This is a genomic window from Duganella violaceipulchra, assembly GCF_019166075.1.
Taxonomy (GTDB): domain Bacteria; phylum Pseudomonadota; class Gammaproteobacteria; order Burkholderiales; family Burkholderiaceae_D; genus Rugamonas; species Rugamonas violaceipulchra.
The window spans coordinates 317642-338529 of sequence record NZ_JAHTGR010000004.1; the positions used below are offsets into that span (position 1 = coordinate 317642).

20 protein-coding genes are annotated in these 20888 nt (G+C 66.2%); 19 read left to right on the forward strand and 1 reads right to left on the reverse strand.

The features are described 5' to 3' along the window. Window positions 1-16: 16 nt before the first annotated feature. From KVP70_RS09935 to KVP70_RS09985, 11 genes are all read left to right on the forward strand, one after another. Window positions 17-664, forward strand: coding sequence for a response regulator (locus KVP70_RS09935; protein ID WP_217942004.1), 648 nt, complete (start codon window positions 17-19; stop codon window positions 662-664). Window positions 665-668: 4 nt separating this feature from the next. After that, the gene (locus KVP70_RS09940; RefSeq protein ID WP_217942005.1) at window positions 669-827 is read left to right on the forward strand and encodes a hypothetical protein; all 159 of its coding nucleotides are present in this window, start codon (window positions 669-671) and stop codon (window positions 825-827) included. Continuing rightward, window positions 827-2404: a GGDEF domain-containing protein gene (locus tag KVP70_RS09945; protein ID WP_217942006.1), complete on the forward strand. Its 1578-nt coding sequence runs from the start codon at window positions 827-829 to the stop codon at window positions 2402-2404. Before KVP70_RS09940 ends, KVP70_RS09945 begins: the two co-directional genes overlap by 1 nt. A 298-nt stretch (window positions 2405-2702) precedes the next feature. Next, window positions 2703-4313 (forward strand): flagellin N-terminal helical domain-containing protein, encoded by a 1611-nt coding sequence (locus tag KVP70_RS09950; RefSeq protein ID WP_217942007.1) that lies wholly within the window; start codon window positions 2703-2705, stop codon window positions 4311-4313. A gap of 90 nt (window positions 4314-4403) precedes the next feature. Then, window positions 4404-4793: a flagellar protein FlaG gene (locus KVP70_RS09955; protein ID WP_217942008.1), complete on the forward strand. Its 390-nt coding sequence runs from the start codon at window positions 4404-4406 to the stop codon at window positions 4791-4793. Window positions 4794-5038: 245 nt separating this feature from the next. Continuing rightward, window positions 5039-7729 (forward strand): flagellar filament capping protein FliD, encoded by a 2691-nt coding sequence (fliD, locus tag KVP70_RS35195; RefSeq protein ID WP_217942009.1) that lies wholly within the window; start codon window positions 5039-5041, stop codon window positions 7727-7729. 28 nt (window positions 7730-7757) lie between these two features. Next, window positions 7758-8192 carry a flagellar export chaperone FliS gene (fliS, locus tag KVP70_RS09965; protein WP_217942010.1) on the forward strand — a complete coding sequence of 145 codons (435 nt, stop codon included), beginning with the start codon at window positions 7758-7760 and terminating at the stop codon, window positions 8190-8192. Between the two features lie 3 nt (window positions 8193-8195). Beyond that, a complete protein-coding gene (locus tag KVP70_RS09970; protein ID WP_217942011.1) occupies window positions 8196-8525 on the forward strand; it encodes a flagellar protein FliT in 330 nt (109 codons plus the stop codon). Window positions 8526-8539: 14 nt separating this feature from the next. After that, window positions 8540-10195, forward strand: coding sequence for a flagellar hook-length control protein FliK (gene fliK / locus KVP70_RS09975; protein WP_217942012.1), 1656 nt, complete (start codon window positions 8540-8542; stop codon window positions 10193-10195). Continuing rightward, window positions 10192-10524 (forward strand): EscU/YscU/HrcU family type III secretion system export apparatus switch protein, encoded by a 333-nt coding sequence (locus KVP70_RS09980; RefSeq protein ID WP_217942013.1) that lies wholly within the window; start codon window positions 10192-10194, stop codon window positions 10522-10524. The genes fliK and KVP70_RS09980 overlap by 4 nt, the downstream gene beginning before the upstream one ends. Before the next feature lie 6 nt (window positions 10525-10530). Then, on the forward strand, window positions 10531-11289 hold the full coding sequence (locus KVP70_RS09985) for a flagellar brake protein (protein ID WP_217942014.1): 759 nt from the start codon (window positions 10531-10533) through the stop codon (window positions 11287-11289). Between the two features lie 104 nt (window positions 11290-11393). Here KVP70_RS09985 and fliE read toward each other — a convergent pair whose 3' ends face one another. Continuing rightward, the gene (gene fliE, locus KVP70_RS09990) at window positions 11394-11738 is read right to left on the reverse strand and encodes a flagellar hook-basal body complex protein FliE (protein ID WP_217942015.1); all 345 of its coding nucleotides are present in this window, start codon (window positions 11736-11738) and stop codon (window positions 11394-11396) included. Between the two features lie 227 nt (window positions 11739-11965). Here fliE and fliF point away from each other — a divergent pair, with 227 nt between their 5' ends. The 8 genes from fliF (at window position 11966) to fliM (ending at window position 20846) form a co-directional block, all read left to right on the forward strand. Continuing rightward, window positions 11966-13717, forward strand: a complete 1752-nt coding sequence (gene fliF / locus KVP70_RS09995; RefSeq protein WP_217942016.1) for a flagellar basal-body MS-ring/collar protein FliF — start codon at window positions 11966-11968, stop codon at window positions 13715-13717. After that, entirely contained in the window at window positions 13710-14708 is a 999-nt protein-coding gene (fliG, locus tag KVP70_RS10000; protein ID WP_008451337.1) for a flagellar motor switch protein FliG, read from the forward strand. Before fliF ends, fliG begins: the two co-directional genes overlap by 8 nt. Continuing rightward, a complete protein-coding gene (locus KVP70_RS10005; protein ID WP_217942017.1) occupies window positions 14708-15463 on the forward strand; it encodes a flagellar assembly protein FliH in 756 nt (251 codons plus the stop codon). The genes fliG and KVP70_RS10005 overlap by 1 nt, the downstream gene beginning before the upstream one ends. A 1-nt stretch (window position 15464) precedes the next feature. Continuing rightward, window positions 15465-16886 (forward strand): flagellar protein export ATPase FliI, encoded by a 1422-nt coding sequence (gene fliI, locus KVP70_RS10010; RefSeq protein ID WP_217942018.1) that lies wholly within the window; start codon window positions 15465-15467, stop codon window positions 16884-16886. A gap of 36 nt (window positions 16887-16922) precedes the next feature. Beyond that, the gene (fliJ, locus tag KVP70_RS10015; RefSeq protein ID WP_217942019.1) at window positions 16923-17363 is read left to right on the forward strand and encodes a flagellar export protein FliJ; all 441 of its coding nucleotides are present in this window, start codon (window positions 16923-16925) and stop codon (window positions 17361-17363) included. Window positions 17364-17398: 35 nt separating this feature from the next. Beyond that, on the forward strand, window positions 17399-19126 hold the full coding sequence (locus KVP70_RS34850) for a flagellar hook-length control protein FliK (protein WP_217942020.1): 1728 nt from the start codon (window positions 17399-17401) through the stop codon (window positions 19124-19126). A gap of 204 nt (window positions 19127-19330) precedes the next feature. Continuing rightward, a complete protein-coding gene (fliL, locus tag KVP70_RS10025; protein WP_217942021.1) occupies window positions 19331-19855 on the forward strand; it encodes a flagellar basal body-associated protein FliL in 525 nt (174 codons plus the stop codon). Window positions 19856-19865: 10 nt separating this feature from the next. Beyond that, a complete protein-coding gene (gene fliM / locus KVP70_RS10030; RefSeq protein WP_020701620.1) occupies window positions 19866-20846 on the forward strand; it encodes a flagellar motor switch protein FliM in 981 nt (326 codons plus the stop codon). Window positions 20847-20888: the final 42 nt, after the last annotated feature.

The window sequence follows — 20888 nt, forward strand, 5'->3', positions numbered from 1 at the left end:
AGGATTAGAGAGTCGCATGTCAGAAAAAGCCATCATCAAGGTCTTCATCGCCGACGACCACGCCATCGTGCGGGAAGGCTTGAAACAAATCCTGGCCGAGACGCGCGACATCGTCGTCGCCGGCGAGGCCGAGAACGGCCTGGACGCCATCAAGCTGTTCCGCAAGTCGGACTGCCAGGTCATGCTGCTCGACATTTCGATGCCCGACCGCAGCGGCATCGAGGTGCTCAAGCAGATCAAGAAGGAAAAGCCGGAGCTGGCGGTGCTGATGCTGTCCATGCACCGCGAGGACCAGTACGCGATCCGCTCGCTCAAGGCCGGCGCGGCCGGCTACCTGACCAAGCAGAGCGCGCCGCGCGAGCTGGTGACGGCGATCCGCCAGGTGGCCGGCGGCCTCAAGTACATCAGCGCGGCGCTGGCGCAGGAACTGGCCAACCACGTCGGCGAGGACCACGAGGCGCCGCCGCACGACAGCCTGTCCGACCGCGAATACCAGACCCTGACCATGATCGCCTCCGGCAAGACGGTGGGCATGATCGCCAAGGAACTGTCGCTGTCGGTCAAGACGGTCAGCGAGTACCGGGCCCGGCTGCTGGTCAAGATGAAGTTGAAAAACAGCGCGGAACTGACCCATTACGCCATCAAAAACCAGCTGATAGAGTAGACTGATGAGTAGCGATTCGATAGGCGCCCGCCGCGCGCTTGCCGCTTTGCCTACGCTTGATGCCTTAATGAAAGATGCCTTCTGGCCTTTTATTCAAGCTATGCCGATCGGCGCCCGGACTTATTATGGTTTAATGAACAAACCTTTACGAGGCCGTATCTGATGTCCAGCAAACCACCCACTCCCGAGCAGAATCCGGCCGAGATCGCGCGCGAGGCGTTCAAGCGCCTGGCCGTGCGCCGCATCGCGCCAACGCCGGAAGCTTACCGCGACATCTACAATGAAATCGCCGGCGTCGCCGCCGCGCCGGCCGCGCCGATAGGCGCGGTCGATCCCGGCCCGGAATCGGTGCTCAGCCAGTTCGCCACCCGCCTGACCGAAAACACCGGCGACCTGGCCGACTTCGGCCGCCGCTTCAACCGCGCCGTCAAGTCGCGCGACTGGGAGGGCTATGCCAAGGCGCTGTCGCAGCTGGTGGAAAAGCACTTCGTCGGCAAGAAGGGCGGCATCGAAGTGGCCGGCCTGCTGCCCGAGGACGAGCAAAGCCGCACCCTGCGCGACCTGCTGAGCCGCACCCTGACCTTTGCCGTGGCGTCGCTGCTGTCGGGCGCGCCGGTGCTGGTGGCCGAGGCCGAATCGCTGGGCGCGGCCACCAAGCTGGCCCACAGCGAGGAGGCGCTGGCCGAGATCGCCGTGCGCCTGAAGCAGCTGTGCTACCAGATCGAATTGCGCGGCGGCGACAGCGGCGAACAGCAGGAATTGCTGCTGCGCCTGTTCAAGCTGCTGCTGGAAAACGTCAGCGAGCTGCTCGACGACGACAGCTGGCTGCGCGGCCAGATCGAATCGGTGCAGAATCTGATCACCGGCCCGATCGACGTGCGCGCGCTGGAGGAAGCCACCCGCAGCCTGAAGGAAGTGATCTACAAGCAGGGCCAGCTCAAGCACAGCCTGTCGGACGTCAAGCTCACCGTCAAGAACATGATGATGACCTTTATCGACCGCCTCGGCCAGGTTGCGGCCTCGACGGGCGACTTCCACGAGAAGATCGGCGGCTATTCGGAAAAGATCAGCAAGGCCGACAATATCGCCGAGCTCAACAACATCCTCGACGAAGTGCTCAAGGAAACCCGGCTGGTGCAGAGCGAGGCCCTGAAGGCGCGCGACAAGATGGTGCTGGCGCGCCAGGAAGTGCAGGACGCCGAGAACCGCATCCACGCGCTGGAGGCGAAGTTGCAGCATTTGAGCGAGCTGGTGCGTGAAGACCAGCTGACCGGCAGCCTCAACCGCCGCGGCCTGGACGACGTGTTCGAGCGCGAGACCGCGCGCGCCGACCGCCGCGGCACGCCGCTGTGCATCGCTATCCTCGACCTCGACGACTTCAAGAAGCTCAACGACACCTACGGCCACATCGCCGGCGACGCCGCCCTCAAGCACCTGGTCAAGATCGTCAAGGACACGCTGCGCTCGATGGACGTGATCGCCCGCTTCGGCGGCGAGGAATTCCTGATCCTGATGCCGGAAACCTCGGTCGAGGCGGCGGCCAGCACCATGACCCGGCTGCAGCGCGAGCTGACCAAGCACTTCTTCCTGCACGACAACGAGAAAGTGCTGATCACCTTCTCGGCCGGGGTGGCGCTGCGCCGTCCCAACGAGGAGCAGACCGAACTGGTCAAGCGGGCCGACAAGGCCATGTACACCGCCAAGCAGACCGGCAAGAACCGGGTGGTGGTGGCCGACTAGGCCGCGGTTTGCTCGCCCAGCCCCCAGCCCGGCGCCCGCCGGGCTTTTTTTTGCCCAAAAACAAGGGTGAAAAATAATTATTTTTGCCCTAAAGATTCCGCCATTGCTGTCGTTTAAACGGGCATGGGTGTTGAACTTTAGGCCAGCCAGAGAAAAAATCCCTCCTTTCCTGCCCTCAATTTTCCCACTGGGCAACCGTTACCAGTTACAACAGCGGTTTGAATGTCTCGGAACGTGGAGGCAGACCAATGGGAACTGAGCATATTGCCGAATCGAAGTATCAGTCTGGAGAAACATCATGGCACAAGTCATTAACACAAATATTGCATCGCTGAATTCGCAACGTAACCTGACCACGTCGCAAGCCTCGCTGTCGACTTCCCTGCAACGCCTGTCTTCCGGTTTGCGCATCAACAGCGCAAAAGACGACGCCGCCGGCCTGGCGATTTCCGAGCGCTTCACCTCGCAAATTCGCGGCAATACCCAGGCAGCACGTAACGCCAACGACGGCATCTCGCTGGCGCAAACGGCCGAGGGTGGCTTGAGCACCGCAGGCGATCTGCTGCAGCGTATCCGCGAACTGGCAGTCCAGTCCGCCAACGGCACCAACTCCGATTCCGACCGCAAGTCGATCCAGGGCGAGGTATCGGCCCTGTCGAACGAGCTGGACCGCGTGGCCAACACCACCCAGTTCAACGGCCAGAACGTGCTGGACGGCTCGCTGACCTCGGCCCAGTTCCAGGTCGGCGCGAACTCCGGCCAGACCATCAATATCGGCGTCGGCTCGGCCAAGGCCACCGACCTGGGCAACAACACCGCCACCTCGGCCTACGCCGGCGCCCGCATCTCGGAAGCGCTCACCGGTAACAAGAACAACGTCGCCGCCGACGAAACCCTGACCCTGAGCTCGGGCGCTGGCGTCACCACCAACGTCGCGGTCAAGACCGGCGACAGCGCCAAGAGCATCGCTGCGGCCATCAACAGCCAGGCCGGCACCAGCGGCGTGAAGGCCTCGGCCGTCACCAGCGCCACGCTGTCGGGCTCCGATCCCGCCAACCCGACCACCGGCCTGAAAGACGGTTCCTACCAGTTCACCCTGCGCGGCTCCAACTCGGTGGCCAACGACAAGGAATCGAGCGCCGTCACCATCGCGGCCCAGGTCAAGGGCGGCGACGTGTCCTCGCTGGCGCAGGCCATCAACGCCCAGAGCGGCACGACCGGCATCAGCGCCACCATCAAGACAAATTCGGCCGGCACCGCCAAGGAAATCGCCCTGAGCGACGCCAACGGCAACGACATCCAGATCCAGAACACCAACACGGCGGCCGACGACGGGCTGGCTACCGCCTTCCTGCGCGGCGCCGACAAGCCTGCGTCGGGCACCACCGCCGCCGTGGTCGCCGCCGGCCAGACCTTCGGCATCGGCGGCACCGCCGACACCGTCGACAACACGGGCGCCACCCCGGTCGTCAACGCCGGCGCCGGCTCCAGCATCACCGTCGGCGGCCACCTGGACTTCACGTCGGACAATGGCTTCTCGATCAGCAGCACCGGTCAGGCCATCGTCGCCGCCACCCAGGCCAGCTCGCTGCAATCGGTGTCCAAGCTCGACGTCAGCACCGTGTCCGGTTCCAACGCCGCCCTGAAGACCATCGACTCGGCCCTGAACCAGATCAACAGCAACCGCGCGTCGCTGGGTGCGATCCAGAACCGTTTCGCTTCGACCATCTCGAACCTGAATACCGCGACCGAGAATCTGTCGGCCTCGCGTAGCCGGATTCAAGATACCGACTTCGCGTCGGAAACGGCCAACCTGACCCGCGGCCAGATCCTGCAACAAGCTGGCACCGCCATCTTGGCCCAGGCCAACTCGCTGCCGAACGGCGTGTTGTCCCTGCTGCGTGGCTAAAATCCGGGGAGGAGTTGACGCGGTAGGGTCGCTCTGACAAGGTTCCCCGGCTGATTTAATCAGGCGGGGATTTTTCACAAAGGAAGCATCATGACTATCGATACCATCGGCTCGGCCCCGCAGGCCCGGCCAGTAGACCGCCCGGCCAGTGCCGCCGGCGGCGAAGTCGCTGCCCACGGCGCAGCGCGCGCGCCGGCCACGGCGGTCGACACCGTAGCCGCCGTCAAAGGTCCTGCCAACGTGCCGACGCTGGACCAGGTCAACCAGGCCGTGGCGCAGCTGAACAAGTCGGCGCAAGCCAAGTCGCAAGGCCTGGAGTTCTCGGTCGACACCGACACCAAGCGCACCGTGGTGAAAGTGATCGACCAGACCACCAAGGAAGTGCTGCGCCAGATTCCCTCGCCCGAAGCGCTGGAAATCGCCAAATCGCTGGAATCGAAATCCGGCGCCTCCGGCTTGCTGATCCAGCAAACCGCCTGAAGCGGCCGCGCTCGCGCGCGCCGCTTTTTCTGTCTTCATGGCATCCTGTCAGCAGGCATGCCGCCGCCGCGGATCTCACGGGCCACGCCCGTTGCGGAGCCCCACCGCCGCCCCGCCAGGCCCCGCGCCGCCGAGCGCTGCCCGTTTTTTCAGCTTTGCCTGAACTGGCAGGTATTCTCCCCTCTCAAGTCCGGTTTGATTCTGCCGATATTGTCTTATATTATTGCTTTACTTAGGAGCACAACGTGGGCATCTCTTCACCAGGCATCGGCTCGAACATCCCGGTCGACTCCATCGTCAGCAAGCTGATGGCGGTGGAATCGGCACCGCTGGCCGATTACGACAAGAAGTCGGCCAGTTATCTGGCGCAGGTGTCCGCGTTCGGCAATTTATCCGGCGCGCTGGGCTCGTTCCAGACGGCGCTGGCCGGCCTGACCTCGGTCTCCAGCTTCCAGACCCTGATCAGCGCGCCCAGCGACACCACCGTGATGACGGCGACCGCCAGCAGCACCGCGCAGCCCGGCAACTACCGCGTCAACATCAGCCAGATCGCGCAGGCGCAAACGCTGGCCTCGACCGGCTACAAGAGCACCACCGCCGCCATCGGCCTGGGCGGCAAGACCACCATCAACTTTTCGCTCGGCACCACCAGCGGCGGCACCTTCGGCATCGCCGGCCTGCCGCTGGGCGCCAGCCTGACCAGCGGCGGCCTGTCGCCCGGCTCGCTGAGCATCAACAACACCGCGATCGCCACCGACGGCAGCACCCGCAGCGCGCGCCTGCTGGCCGACGCCATCAACGCCAAGAGCACCACCACCGGCGTGTCGGCCAAGGCCGCCGCCACCGCCACCAGCGCCACCCTGTTCGGCGCCGCCGGCGTGTCGAGCTTCGGCAATGTCGACACCAGCGGCGGCGGCACCTACAAACTGACGGTCGGCGGCGTGGAAATCGCCGCCCAGGGCGCCGGTGTGGCGGCTGGCGCCGCCGGCGGCGTCACCGCCGCCGCGCTCGACGCCGCCCTGGCGCCCACCACCGCCGTCGGTCGCGCGCTGGCCGACGCCAACATCACCGTCACGGGCACGGCCGCCGGCGGCGACCTGCAGTTTCTCAACGCCGACGGCAGCAACATCGCCGTCGCCGAAGCGGTCGAAGGCAGCGTCACCGGCGGCATCGGCAACAGCGGCACGGCCAACATCGGCTCCAGCACCACGGCGGTCGGTTCGATCACGCTGGTGTCGGCCGACGGCAGCCCGATCACCGTTGGCGGCACCGACCCCGGCAAGGCCGGCTTCACCGCCGGCGTCGGCGGCGCCTACCTCGGCGCCAGCTTCGCGGCCGACTCCAGCCGCACCAGCGGCAACATCGTCATCGACAGCTCGAACAACACGCTGCAGGGCATCATGGCGGCGATCAACAAGGGCAACTTCGGCGTCACCGCCAGCATCGTCTCGGACGGCGCCACCGGCACCAACGCCAAGCCGAACCACCTGATCCTGACCTCGTCGGCCACCGGCGCCAGCTCGACCATGAAGATCACGCTGGCCGGCTCCGGCGGCAATCCGCCCGAGCCGGACCTGGTGACGCTGCTGGGCTACGACCCGGGCGGGGTCCAGAATCTGAGCCAGAAGGCGTCGGCGGCCGACACCCTGGCCACCGTCAACGGCATCGCCGTCACCAGCCCCAGCACCGGCATCAACGGCGCCATCAGCGGCATCAGCATCAACGCCCTCAAGGTCGGCAGCTCGTCGCTGTCGGTGAGCAAGGACAGCGGTTCGCTGACCACCTCGGTCAACGGCTTCGTCAAGGCCTACAACGACTTGAGCGGCCAGATCGCGCAGCTGGGCGCCTACGACCCGGAAACCAAGACCGGCGGCCCGCTGCTGGGCGACACCACGCTGCGCAACCTGCAGGCGTCGATCCGCCGCCAGCTGGGCACCTCGATCACCGGCCTGCAGGGCACCAGCCTGACCAACCTGTCGCAGATCGGCATCTCGTTCCAGAAGGACGGCACGCTCAGCCTGGACAACGCCAAGCTGCAAAAAGCCGTGACCAACAACTTCAACGACATCGCCGGCCTGTTCGCGGCGGTCGGCCATGGCAGCGATCCGGACGTCAAGTTCGTCAGCTCCGGCACCAACAGCAAGGCCGGCGACTACGCGATCAACATCACCCAGCTGGCCACCCAGGGCACGCTGCAGGGCACCGCCGTGCTGCCGGCCGAGACCGTGATCGACACCGACACCACCTGGACCGTGACGCTGAACGACACCAAGCCGGCCACGCTGGCCAACACCGCCACCATTTCGCTGCCGGCCGGCAGCTACAACCCCAGCCAGCTGGCCACGCTGCTGCAATCGTCGATCAACGGCGTCAGCGCGTTCGCCAACGCCGGCGCCACCGTCAGCGCCACCATCGGCGACGATGGCAAGCTCAAGCTCGCTTCGACCAGCTACGGCGCCAAATCGAACATCCATGTCGCCACCGCGACCGGCACCGACATCTCGGCCGCCTTCGGCGCCGGCGCCTCGGTTGACGGCCTGGACGTGGCCGGCACCATCGGCGGCTACACCGCCAGCGGCAGCGGCCAGACCCTGACCGGCTCGCCCGGCGCGCCGGTCGACGGGCTGAAGCTGACGATCACCGGCGACACCACCGGCTCGCGCGGCAGTTTCGGCTTCTCGCAGGGCTACGCCTACCAGCTCAACTCGCTGGCGGCCGGCTACCTGGGCGCCAAGGGCGCGATCACCAGCCGCACCACCGGCCTGAACAATTCAGTCAAGGACGTCGCCAAGCAGAGGGACGCGTTCGCCTCGCGCCTGAGCGACATCGAAGCGCGCTACCGCGCGCAATACACGGCGCTCGACACCTCGATCGCCAGCATGAATACCACCGCGTCATTCTTGACGCAACAGTTCGCGGCGCTTGCCAAGCAATAACCGCTAACGCTTTAACAGGAGACAGAGTATGTTTGGATCGCGACAAACTGGGGTAAGCGCCTATGCCAAGGTTGGCATGGAAACCGGCGTGGTCGCCGCCAGTCCTCACAAACTGATCGTCATGCTGTTCGACGGTGCCCTGGTGGCGCTGAACAGCGCGTTGAACGGCATGCGCAACGGCGACATCGGCGAAAAGGGCAAATCGATCTCCAAGGCCATCATGATCATCGACAGCGGCCTGCGCGCCGCGCTCGACAAGAAGGCCGGCGGCGAAATCGCCGAGGGCCTGGACGCGCTGTACGAATACATGAGCGCGCGCCTGCTGACGGCCAACCTGAACAACGATCCAGCGATACTGGAAGAAGTGCAGCGCCTGCTGACCGAGTTGCGCGACGCCTGGAATGCGATCGCCGACACCCCTGCCGCCACCGGCATCCGCCCCACCAATCTCGCGAGCGCCTGATCCATGATGACGAGTCAAGACATTTTATCCGTGTATGCCGCCATGGCCGAGCTGACCGAGCAGATGGTGCAAGCGGCCGCCAGCAGCGACTGGGACCGGCTGGTGCTGCTGGAACAGCGTTGCGCCGCCCACGTGCAGGCGCTGCGCGAGCAGGAACCGGCGCAGCCGATGCAGGGCGCCGAGCGCGAACGCAAAATCAGCCTGATCCACCAGATGCTCAACGCCGACCGCCAGATCCGCGACCTGACCATGCCGTGGATGGCGCAACTGTCCAAACTGATCAGCTCCACCGGCACTGAACGGCGCGTCGTCAACGCCTACGGCAGCGTCTAAAGCAGGGGCGCGCCATGTTGCCGCCCTTGGTCACCATCCTGCCGGTCGGTCCGGCGGCCGATGTGGGCGGCGTCGCGCCGGTCGGCGACGGCCGCCAGGCGGCCTTCCAACGGGCGCTGCAAAGCCTGGTCGGCCAATCGGTCACGGCCGAAGTGCTGTCCAAGTTCAACGACGGCAGCTTCCTGGTCAAGGTGGCCGACAACGCGGTGCGCATGATGCTGCCGCCGCAAGTGCAGGTCGGCGCCGAAGTCCCGCTGACCGTGCTGAGCGCCCATCCCCGCCCCACTTTCCAGCTCGGCAATAACAGCCCCGGCAGCTCGGCCACGCTGGTCTACAGTGAACCGGCCGAGGCCGGCGACGGCCTGTACTCGCCCAGCTTGCCCTCGCAGGACGCGCCGGCCGCACCGCCTGCCACGCCCCGTCCTGCGGCAGGCGCCGGCACGCCGGGCCAGACGGCCGCGCCCGGCGCCGAAGCGGGCCTGCCGGCCGAGGCGGATGGACTGCCGGGCCAGCTCAAAGCGGGCACGCCAACGGCGGCCGGAACGCCGGCAGGCGCGCCAACACCGGCCGCGGGCGAGGCGCAAGCCGCGGCAGCGGCGGCGGGCGCCGCCGCTGAAACCGCCGAAAATCCAGCCGCGGCGGCAAGCCGTCCCAGCAACACGCCGGCGACCGCCGCCAACGCAGCGACGCAAGCCATGACAACGCCAGGCACGGCGGCCGCAGCTGGCGCGGCCGCCAATGCCGCCGCCGCCGCTGCCCCTGCTCCAGCCGCTGCTGCCGGCGCCTCGACAGCCGGTGCCGGTGCCGGCGCTGCCGCGGGTGCCGCTGCCGCCGCCCAGGCTGGCGCCGCGAGCGCCGCGCCAACGACCGGCGGCACGGTCCCGGCAGAAGGCGTCAAACCGCAGAGCCTGGCCGCCACCCTGCTCGGCAAAGCGCCGCTGACGCCGTCCAACGAATTGCCCGACCTCGACCCCAGCACGCCGCAAACCACGCTGAGCAACACCGCCCGCGTGCTGACCACCGTCCTCAGCACGGCGCAGGGCAGCGCCGGCGCGCAACTGGCGCTGGTCGGCAAGAGCGCGCTGTTCGGCAATGCCGCGCCGGCCGCCGAGCAACTGGCGCAAAAGCTGCAAGACACCATCTCGCAGAGCGGCCTGTTCTACGAATCCCATGTCACCGAATGGGTCAAGGGCGAGCGCACCCTGCCCGAGCTGATGCGCGAGCCGCAGATGCAGCGCATGCTGCAAAGCGGTGAAAGCGCGGCCCGCGCCGCCGCCAACGGTCCCGACCTGAGCGCCGCGCAGCTGATCAACCAGCAACTGCACACCCACGAGCAAGGCCGGGTGCAATGGCACGGCGAAGCGTGGCCGGGCCAGCAGATGCAATGGGAAATCCGCCGCGACCGGCGCGAAGGCCGCAAGGACGAGGGCAATGGCGCCGACGGCGAACCCGAACAGATCTGGCGCAGCGGCGTGCGCTTCCGCTTCCCGATGCTGGGCGCGGTGTCGGCGGCGGTGACGCTGATCGGCGGCCAGGTGCATATCCAGGTGCAAGCCGACGACGGCGACAGCGCCGACACGCTGCGCGCCTACGCCAGCGTGCTGGAGCAGGCGATGGAGGCGGCCGGCGCGCCGCTGTCCTCGCTGACCATCGCCCAGGAAGCGCCATGACCGACGACCTGCGGCGCCGCCCGCTGCAGCAGGCGGTGGCCCTGACCTATGAGAACGGCGCGCCGGCGCCCAAGGTGGTGGCCAAGGGCCGCGGCCTGGTGGCCGAGCAGATCATCAGCGTCGCGCTGGAGGCCGGCGTGTTCATCCACGAGTCCAAGGAGCTTGTATCTCTGCTCATGGATGTAGATCTAGATCAACAAATTCCACCCACGCTCTATAGGACGATTGCGGAACTATTAGCGTGGCTATATCATATTGAATCAGCGCAAAAGTCCGGGTTGCCGCTCCCAGCGGCGCCGGACAGCAGCATCCCCCTTACGGAAACTTGACGCCCGATGTACCCACACTTTCAGGATGCGGAATTGGAAAATTGGCACGATTTTGAAGTCGAATCACGGAAGGAGATCATCTCCTTGCTGCGCGGTATCGGCGAAAAGAATCAGCTGATCCGCATGCTGATCCATGGCGAATCCGACGTCTGCGTGACCTCGATCCTGGAAGTGGACGAGCAGCACAACATCGTCTACCTCGATTGTTCGATCGACCGCGAGCAGAACAAGCGCATCCTGGCCTCGCGCCGGCTGTCGTTCGAGACCACGCTGGACAAGGTGCGCATCCTGTTCGGTGCCGAGCGCATCGAAACAGCGACCTTCGAGGGCAGTCCGGCGTTCAAGATCGCCGTGCCGGCGTCGCTGATCCGCCTGCAGCGGCGCGAGTACTACCGCATTTCGACGCCGGTGACCAATCCGGTGCGGGTGCTGATCCCGCTGCCGGAGGAGCTGGGCGGCAGCACCACCTTCCCGCTGGCCGACATCAGCTGCGGCGGCATCGCCATCCTGGACAACAAGATGATCCTGGGCGACGCCATCGGCCGCAACTACCTCGATTGCAAGCTCGACCTGCCGGAAGTGGGCCAGGTGGCGACCTCGCTACAGATCCGCAACTCGCTGGACCTGACGCTGCTCAACAACAAGACCAACCGCCGCCTGGGCTGCGAGTTCGTCAACATCTCGCGCGGCATGCTGTCCTATGTGCAGCGCTACATCACCAAGCTGGAACGCGAACGCAACGCCCGCATCGCCGGCCTGATTTAACGCCGGGGTCAACGCCGGGGTCAGGTCTGACATTCGGACACGAGCTCTGCCGTAGCAACCGCTACGGCAGAGCTCGTGTCCGAATGTCAGACCTGACCCCGGTGTTATACTTGCATGTTCATGATGTCGTGATAGGCTGAGACCAGCTTGTTGCGCACCTGGATGGTGGCCTGGAAGTTGATGCTGGCCTTCTGCATCGAGATCATCATGTCCGACAGGTTGACGCTGTCGTCACCCATCGCGAATTTCTTGCCCATGTCGTCGGCCTGCACCTGGCTGGTGTTGACGCCGTCGAGCGCGTTTTTCAGCGCGTCGGAAAACTCCACCTTGGTCGCCGGCGGCGCCTCGGTCTTGATCACCGGCGGCGTCAGCCCCGGTCGCGTGGCGTGCGCCTTCAATTGGGCGATCATGGCCTGGATCTGGCTGCCGTCTATTCCACCTGTCTTCATTTCACTCTCCATCTTGTTGCTGTCGTGGAATAAATTCCCACGACACAGCCGAGCGCGGCGTTACAATACGGCACGGCTCTCTCAGTGCTGCCAGAATACCAAGAGCAAGGCCAGTCCCCATGGCCGAGCAGGACCGTAAACGGCGCTCTGTTTGGCCGATTGATTTACCCGCAACCGGGTGATAATGGCTCATCCTCTCTAGAACCTCGCACCGGAAAACTATCATCATGGCCGTAGCCGAACCTATCGACAACGACACAGCAGCCGACGCCGCGGATGACGGAGCCGAGAAACTGCCCTTCATCCAGACGCCGATGGGGCGCAATTTCCTGCGCGCTGCCGGCGCGGCGGCCATCGCCGCCATCCTGCTCGGCCTGTGGCTGTGGAACAAACCGCCCGACTACGGCGTGCTGTTCTCCAACTTCACCGACCGCGACGGCGGCGCCATCACGGCCGAACTGGACAAGCTCAACGTCAAGCACAAGTTTTCCGAGAACGGCACCGCCATCCTGGTGCCGACCGAGCAGGTGCACGACATCCGCCTGAAACTGGCGGCCCAGGGCTTGCCCAAGGGCGGCAACGTCGGCTTCGAACTGATGGAGAACCAGAAGCTGGGCGTGTCGCAGTTCCTCGAACAGGTCAACTACCAGCGCGCGCTCGAAGGCGAACTGGCGCGCTCGATCCAGTCGCTGGCGGCGATCGAGAACGCCCGCGTCCACCTGGCGCTGCCGAAACCGTCCGTGTTCGTGCGCGACCAGCAAAAACCGACCGCCTCGGTCATCGTCACGCTGCACCCGAACCGCCAGCTCGATCCAGCCCAGACCGCCGCCATCGTGCACCTGGTCGCCTCCAGCGTGCCGGAACTGCTGCCGGCCAACGTCAGCGTCATCGACCAGGCCGGCAACCTGATTTCCGACCAGAGCAAGAACGGCAGCGCCGGCCTCAACGCCAAGAACATGGACGAGACCCAGCTCAAGTATGTCAAGGACATGCAGCTGCAGGTCATCAAGCAGGTCGAGTCGATCATCATCCCCATCGTCGGCGAAGGCAATGTGCGCGCCGAGGCCACCGCCGACGTTGATTTCGCCCAGATCGAACAGGCGGCCGAAACCTACAAGCCGAACTCGCCGCCGGCCGCGTCGGCCATCCGCAGCCAGCAGAGCAGCGAAACCAACGGCAACAACGGCAGCACCAATCCGGGCGGCATCCCGGGCGCGCTGTCGAACCAACCGCCGGGCACCGCCACCGCGCCGCTGACCCAGACCGCCGGTTCGCCGACCACCACCGCGCCGGCGCCGGGCACGCCGCCGGGCGCGGCCGCCAGCACCACGGCCACCGGCCCCAACCACAAGGAATCGACCACCAACTACGAGGTCGACAAGACCGTGCGCTACGAGCAGCGCGGCATGGGCGGCCTGCGCCGCATGACGGTGGCGGTGGTGGTCAATTACAAACGCATCGTCGGCAAGGATGGCAAAGTCACCATCAAGGCCTATACTCCAGAAGAGATGGCCAAGATCAACGACCTGGTCAAGCAGGCCATGGGCTTCAACCAGGACCGCGGCGACGCCGTCAGCGTGGCCAATTCGCCGTTCGACGGCGTCGACAAGCCGTTCGAAGCGCCGCCGGAATGGTGGCGCGACCCGGCCAACTTGCCGATGGCCAAGGATCTGGCGAAGTTCCTGATCACCGCGCTGATCCTGTTGTACATCGTGCTGCGCATCGTCAAGCCGATGATGCGTCCGGTGTTCAAGAAGATCGACGAGATCAACGCGCCGGAGCCGGAACCGGAAGAGCCGGAGGAAGTGGTCGAGGACGGCCCGGACGAGGCCCTCATCGCCGAAGAAGAATTGCGCAAGATGGAAGAAAACACCGTGCGCTCTTACCGCGAAAATCTGGCCATGGCCAAGAAACTGGCCACCGAAGATCCGCGCATCGTTGCCAACGTGATCAAAGAATGGATAGGCGCAAATGACTGAGAATACCGGACTGCAAAAGGCCGCCATCCTGATGCTGGCCATGGGCGAGAGCGAGGCCGCCGAGGTGATGAAGTTCCTCGGCCCGCGCGAAGTGCTCAAGTTGGGCGCCGCCATGGCGACCATGAAGAACGTGCCGCACGAGGAAGTGGTGGGCACCTTGGACAACTTCCGCGACATGGTCGCGGCCGCCTCCACCGTGGGCCTGGATTCGGACGAGTACATCCGCCAGGTGCTGACCAAGGCGCTGGGCGACGACAAGGCCTCGGTGCTGCTGTCGCGCATCCTGGGCGGCAAGGACGCGTCCGGCATCGAATCGCTGAAGTGGATGGATTCGCAGTCCGTGGCCGAGCTGATCCGCAACGAACACCCGCAGATCATCGCCACCATCCTGGTCCACCTGGAGCGCGACCAGGCTTGCGAGATCCTCGGCCACTTCACCGACCGCCTGCGCAACGACGTGGTGCTGCGCATCGCCACCCTGGACGGCGTGCAGCCGGCCGCGCTGCGCGAACTCAACGACGTGCTCACCAAGCTGCTGTCGGGCAACGAGAACATCAAGAAATCGTCGCTGGGCGGCGTGCGCGCGGCGGCCGAGATCCTCAACTTCATGTCGGGCGAGCAGGAAGGCTCGGTGATGGACAACATCAAGAACTACGACAACGACATGGCGCAGAAGATCATGGACGAGATGTTCGTGTTCGACAACCTGATCGATATCGACGACCGCGGCATCCAGCTGCTGCTGCGCGAAGTGCAGTCGGAAATGCTGATCATCGCCTTGAAGGGCGCGTCGCAGGAGCTGCGCGACAAGATCTTCAAGAACATGTCGGCCCGTGCGTCGGAAATGATGCGCGAGGACCTGGAATCGAAAGGTCCGGTGCGCCTGTCCGAAGTGGAAACCCAGCAAAAGCAGATCCTGCAGATCGTCCGCCGCCTGGCCGACGAAGGCCAGATCGTGCTTGGCGGCAAAGGTGAGGATTCCTTCGTCTAATGTCCATGCTACCGAAAGAACAGCAGTCGGCGTTCCAGCGCTGGGAGATGACCTCGTTTGGCGACGAGCGTCCCAGCGTGATCGCGCTGCGCGAAGCCGAGCAGCGCCAGCGCGACGCCGAACAGGCCCAGCTCGACGCCGAGCAGCGCGTGCAGGAGGCGCTGCAGGAACAGCAGGAGGCGCTGGAAATGGGCCCGCCGCTGCCGCCGCCGATGGATTACCCCACCGTCGAGGAACTGGAAGCGATCCGCGAGGAAGCCCGCAGGGACGGCTACGACGAAGGCCACGCGGCCGGCCACGCCGACGCCGTCGAGGCCGGCAAGCTGGTCACGGCCGATGAGCTGGAGCACCTGCGCAGCCTGGCCGCCAGCTTCAGCACCTCGCTGCAGGAGGCCGACCAGCTGATCGCCAGCGAGGTGCTGGAACTGGCCCTGCAACTGGCCAAGGGCATGCTGAAGAACGCGCTGCAGGTCAAGCCCGAGCTGATCCTGCCGATCGTGCGCGAGGCCATCGAATACCTGCCGGTGCTGCAGCAGCCGGCGCTGCTGGTGCTGCATCCCGACGACGCCGCCGTGGTGCGCGGCGGCATCGGCGAGGAGCTCGACAAGGGCGGCTGGCGCGTGGTCGAAGACCCGCAGGTCGGCCGCGGCGGCTGCAAGGTCGATACCGCCAGCAACCAGATCGACGCCACCGCCGCCGCGCGCTGGCAGCGCCTGAGCCATGCGCTCGGCAAAGAAGTGGACTGGCTGGCCTGACATGGACGCCGCAACCCCACCCGCCGCCGCTCCGGCCAGCCCGCATGCCGGCCGCTGGAAATCCTATCTGCACGATTGCGGCGCGCTGGTCGGCTTTGTCGAGCCGATGCAGGTGTCGGGCCGCGTCACGCGCGTGGCCGGCCTGGTGATGGAAGCGGTCGGCCTGCGGCTGGCCGTGGGCGCCGCCTGCACCGTGCCGCTGCCGTCCGGCGGCAAGATCGAGGCCGAAGTGGTCGGCTTCGAGGGCGACAAGCTGTTCCTGATGCCGCAAAGCGATGTCGAAGGCGTGGTGCCCGGCACCCGCGTATTCCCGGTCGAGCCGGCCATTCCCCGTCCCGGCAGCGTCAGCCACCCGCGCCGCCGCCCCAGCGACCGCGCGCGCCACCTGCCGGTCGGCCCCGAACTGCTGGGCCGCGTGCTGGACGGCGCCGGCCGCCCGCTCGACAGCCTCGGTCCGCTGCACGCCTCCGACAGCGCGCCGATCAACACCCGCCCCGCCAACCCGCTGGGCCGGGCGCCGATCACCGAAACGCTGGACGTCGGCGTGCGCTCGATCAACGCCATGCTGACCGTCGGCCGCGGCCAGCGCATGGGCCTGTTCGCCGGCTCGGGCGTCGGCAAGTCGGTGCTGCTGGGCATGATGGCGCGCTACACCGAGGCCGACGTCATCGTGGTCGGCCTGATCGGTGAACGGGGCCGCGAGGTCAAGGAATTCATCGAACAGATCCTGGGCGAGGAAGGCCTGGCCCGCTCGGTCGTCGTGGCGGCCCCGGCCGACACGCCGCCGCTGATGCGCCTGCAGGGCGCGGCCTACGCCACCGCGATCGCCGAGCACTTCCGCGACCAGGGCCAGAACGTGCTGCTGATCATGGATTCGCTGACCCGCTACGCCATGGCGCAACGCGAGATCGCGCTGGCCATCGGCGAACCGCCGGCCACCAAGGGCTATCCGCCGTCGGTGTTCGCCAAGCTGCCGATCCTGGTGGAGCGCGCCGGCAACGGCGAAATGGGCGGCGGCTCGATCACCGCCTTCTACACCGTGCTGACCGAGGGCGACGACCAGCAGGACCCGATCGCCGACTCGGCGCGCGCCATCCTGGACGGCCACATCGTGCTCAACCGCCGCCTGGCGGAGGCCGGCCACTACCCCGCGATCGACATCGAACAGTCGATCAGCCGGGCCATGCACTCGATCACCTCGCCCGAGCACCAGACCCGCTCGCGCCACCTGAAGCAGCTGTTCTCGCGCTACGAGCGCAGCCGCGACCTGATCAGCGTCGGCGCCTATGCGCCGGGCAGCGATCCGGTGCTCGACCAGGCCATCCAGTTGCATGACCGGATAGAGAATTTCCTCCAGCAACAAATCAGCGAACGGGTGACCATGGGCGAGAGCTTGGCCCAACTTACCTCTCTATTCGACTGATGGGCGCTGACCACAGCCACCTATAATTGATCCATCATGGCTTCCAAAGCGCAACTTGAAACACTGATGGACCTGGCGCGCCGGGAGTCCGACGATGCCGCCAAGCGGCTGGGCACGGCGCTCAAGGCCATCGACGAGGCCAGGCAAAAGCACCAGATGCTGGTCGGCTACCGCGACGAGTATGCGAAACGTTTCGAGGCGGCGCAGGCGGCCGGCATCACGCCCATGGCTTACCGCAATTTCCAGGCCTTCATGGAAAAGCTGGAGGTGGCGGTCAAGGGCCAGCTGGACATGATCAAGCACGCGGAATACCGCGGCGAGCAGGAAAAGGCCGCGTGGCAGGCCAGCGAACGCAAGCGCATGTCCTACGCCACCCTGAACGACCGGGCGGCGGCCGAAGCGCTCAAGCTGGAAAACAAGCGCGACCAGAAACAGATGGACGAACACGCAGCACGGCAGGCCTACTACAAACGCTGACCCATTTAGACGCAACCAACCGACACGGCGCGATCATGCAAACCCAGAATCTCCAAATTCCTACCCTGAACGCCAACGCAGTGGCGGCGCCCAAGGTGAACCTGAATCTGAATGCCGGCGGCGCCGACAACACCTTCCAGCGCGCGCTGTCGCGCGAAATGGACCAGCGCCAGGCCAACGCCGGCGGCGCCAACGCCAGCCCCAAGCTCGGCGCCAAGGCGCCCGAGCGCCCGGCCGCGTCGCGCCCGTCCGCGCCCAAGCAGGCGGAGCAGGCCAAGCCGGCCCAGCCTCAAAACCAGCAGGCCGACGCGGCCGACAACAACCAGGCCGCCGCCAGGAACGACACCCAGGCCGCGCCCGCCGCGCCGGCGCCGGCCAAGAGCCCCGCCAAGGACAGCAGCGCCAGCGCCGACGACAGCGCCGATAGCGCCGCCAGCGACGCCCAGGCCGCCGCCCAGGCCGATCCGGTGGCCGACATGCTGGCCCTGGTGGCCGCCTTCAACCAGCCGGCAGCGCCGGTGGCCGCGCCGGTCGCGAGCGCAGCCGACAGCGCAACAGCCAACGCCGCCGCGACCGTCGCCGCCGGCGCCGTGAGCGCCGCCGACCTGGCCGCCCAGGCCGCTGCCGCCGCCGCCGCCGCATCGGCCGCCGCCGCGCTGACCTCGGCCGCCGCCGCAGGCGCCGCCAGCGACGAGGCCAGCACCGCGGTGAGCGACAACGCCGCCGCCGCCCTGCCCGCCACCGCAGCGCAGGCCGCCGCCACGCTGGCCACCGATACGTCGAAAACCGCCCAGGGCGGCGCCGACAGCGACGCGGCCGCCGATTTCAAGGCCGCCCTGACGAAGGCCGGCTCGACCGTCCAAAGCAGCGCCGATGCCGCCGCCGACGCCGCAGCGGCAGCCGCCAAGGCCGCCGCCGCCGCCAGCACCACGGCCGCCGCCACCGTCGTTGCCGCCAGCCCTGCCCCGGCCAAGCCGGTGGCGGCCGACAGCAAACCGGTCAGCGCCATCCCCGACGGCCCGGTCGTCGACACCCTGGCCGACACCACCGACGCCGCGCCGGCCGCCCCGGCCGAACCGGCCGCCCCGATCAAGGCCGGCCCCGGCACGGAGCAGGCCGAGCAGGTGGCGCGCGCCACGCCGCGCCAGTCCGAGCCGCTGCAAGCCGTGTTCAACGGCAAGACCACACAGCCGACCGAAGCGGCGCCGGTGCTCAAGGAAACCGCCCCCGCCATCACCATCGCGCCGAGCGCGCAATCGGCGCTGGAAGCGGCCAAGACCGCCGTCAGCGCCGTGCCGACGGACAAACTCAGCAGCCGCGTCGGCACCCAGGCCTGGGATCAGCAACTGGGGCAGAAGATCATCTTCATGGCGGCCGGCGGCGAGCAGAGCGCCACCATGGAATTGAATCCGCCCGACCTCGGCCCGCTGCAAGTGGTGCTGAGCATCAACAAGGACCAGGCCACCGCCGCCTTCAGCTCGGCCCAGCCGGAAGTGCGTCAGGCGCTGGAAGCGGCCATGCCCAAGCTGCGCGAAATGATGAGCGAGGCCGGCATCCAGCTGGGCAACGCCACCGTCTCGGCCGGCATGTCCAACCAGAACAACGGTTTTAACCAGCAAGCCAGCTCGGCCCAGAGCGGCGGCCAGGGTGGCGGCAACCGTTCCGGCGCCAGCTTCGGTGGCGACGGCGGCGGCATCGACGTGCCGCGCAGCGCCCCGCCGGCGCGCCGCGTGCCGGCCGGCGCGGTCGACACCTTCGCCTGATCCCGCCGCGGCCGCGACGACAACCGGGATCGGCCACCGCGCCTCCCGGTTTTGTTGTTTGTTTCACTACGGAAACCTCAAGCAGCGCCCGGATCGCCCTTCTTTTCGACGTATGCACTGCCGCAGTCCCAACCGATAATGACATAATGGCGTCATGATCCACTTCCGCACCGTGCAAGGGCAATTTTGAAAGCGAACCCAAAAATGAAAGCCGATCAGAAAGTTGAAGCAGCCCCCAGCGGCGGCGGCAGCAAAAAACTGATCATCATCATCCTGGCGGTGGTCCTGGTCCTGGGCGCGGCTGGCGGTGGTGCGGCCTGGTTCTTCTTGCATGGCAAGGCCGACGCCGGCGAGGAGGAAGCGCCGGTCAAGAGCAAGGGCAAGAACGCCAAGAAGGCCAAGGCCGGTCCGCCCGAATACGTGCCGGTCGAGCCGTTCACGGTCAACCTGCAGCCGGGCGACAACGGCGGCGACCAGTATCTGCAAATCGCCTTCACGCTGGAAGTGGGCGGGCTGGAAGAGAAGGAGAACGTCAAGAACAATATGGCCAAGGTGCGCAGCCGCATGCTGCTGCTGCTGTCGAGCAAGCGCGCCATGGACATCAATACGCCGGAAGGCAAGGTCCAGCTGGCCAAGGAAATCATCGGCCAGCTCAAGGAACCCTTCGAAGACCGCGGCGCGCCGCAGGACATCGAAGATGTGCTGTTCACCTCGTTCATCATTCAGTAAGTAGATCGTCATGGCTGATAATTTTCTCTCCCAGGAAGAAGTCGATGCCCTGCTCAAGGGCGTCAACGGCGACCAGGACGACGTCCAGGCGACGGAAGATGTCGCGGGAGTACGAACGTATAACCTGGCCACCCAGGAACGTATCGTCCGTGGGCGCATGCCGACGCTGGAGATTATCAACGAGCGCTTCGCCCGCCTGTTGCGGGTCGGCCTGTTCAACTTCCTGCGCCGCAGCGCCGAGGTCTCGGTCGGTTCGGTGCGGGTCTCCAAGTATTCCGAGTTCATCCGCAACCTGGTGGTGCCGACCAACCTCAACCTGGTGCACATGAAGCCGCTGCGCGGCACCGCGCTGATGGTGTTCGATCCGGGCCTGGTGTTCCTGCTGGTGGACAATCTGTTCGGCGGCGACGGCCGCTTCCACACCCGCGTCGAGGGCCGCGACTTCACCCAGACCGAGCAGCGCATCATCCTGCGCATCCTCGACATCGTGTTCGAGGCCTACACCAAGTCGTGGGAACCGGTGTATCCGGTCGAGTTCGAGTACATCCGCTCGGAAATGAATACCCAGTTCGCCAACATCGCCACCCCGAACGAGGTGGTGGTGGCGTCCACCTTCACGGTGGAGCTCGGCTCGGTGTCGGGCCAGATCCACTTCTGCATGCCGTACTCGATGATCGAGCCGATCCGCGATTCGCTGACGTCCAGCCTGCAGGGCGAGGCGCTGGAAGTGGACAAGCGCTGGATCCGCCTGATGACGCAGCAGATCCAGATCGCCGAGGTGGAGATCGTCGCCTCGCTGGGCACGGCCAAGGTCAATTTCGACGAGATCCTCAATATGCGCGTGGGCGACATCATCCCGCTGACCATCCCGGAACTGCTGTCGGCCACGGTCGACGGCGTGCCGGTCATGGATTGCAGCTACGGCGTGATGAACGGACAATACGCGCTCAAGGTGGAGAAATTGCTGGCCAATGCCGATAACATCAAATAACACCGGCGCAACCGCTGCCGGCGACCGCAATACAGGAGAGAA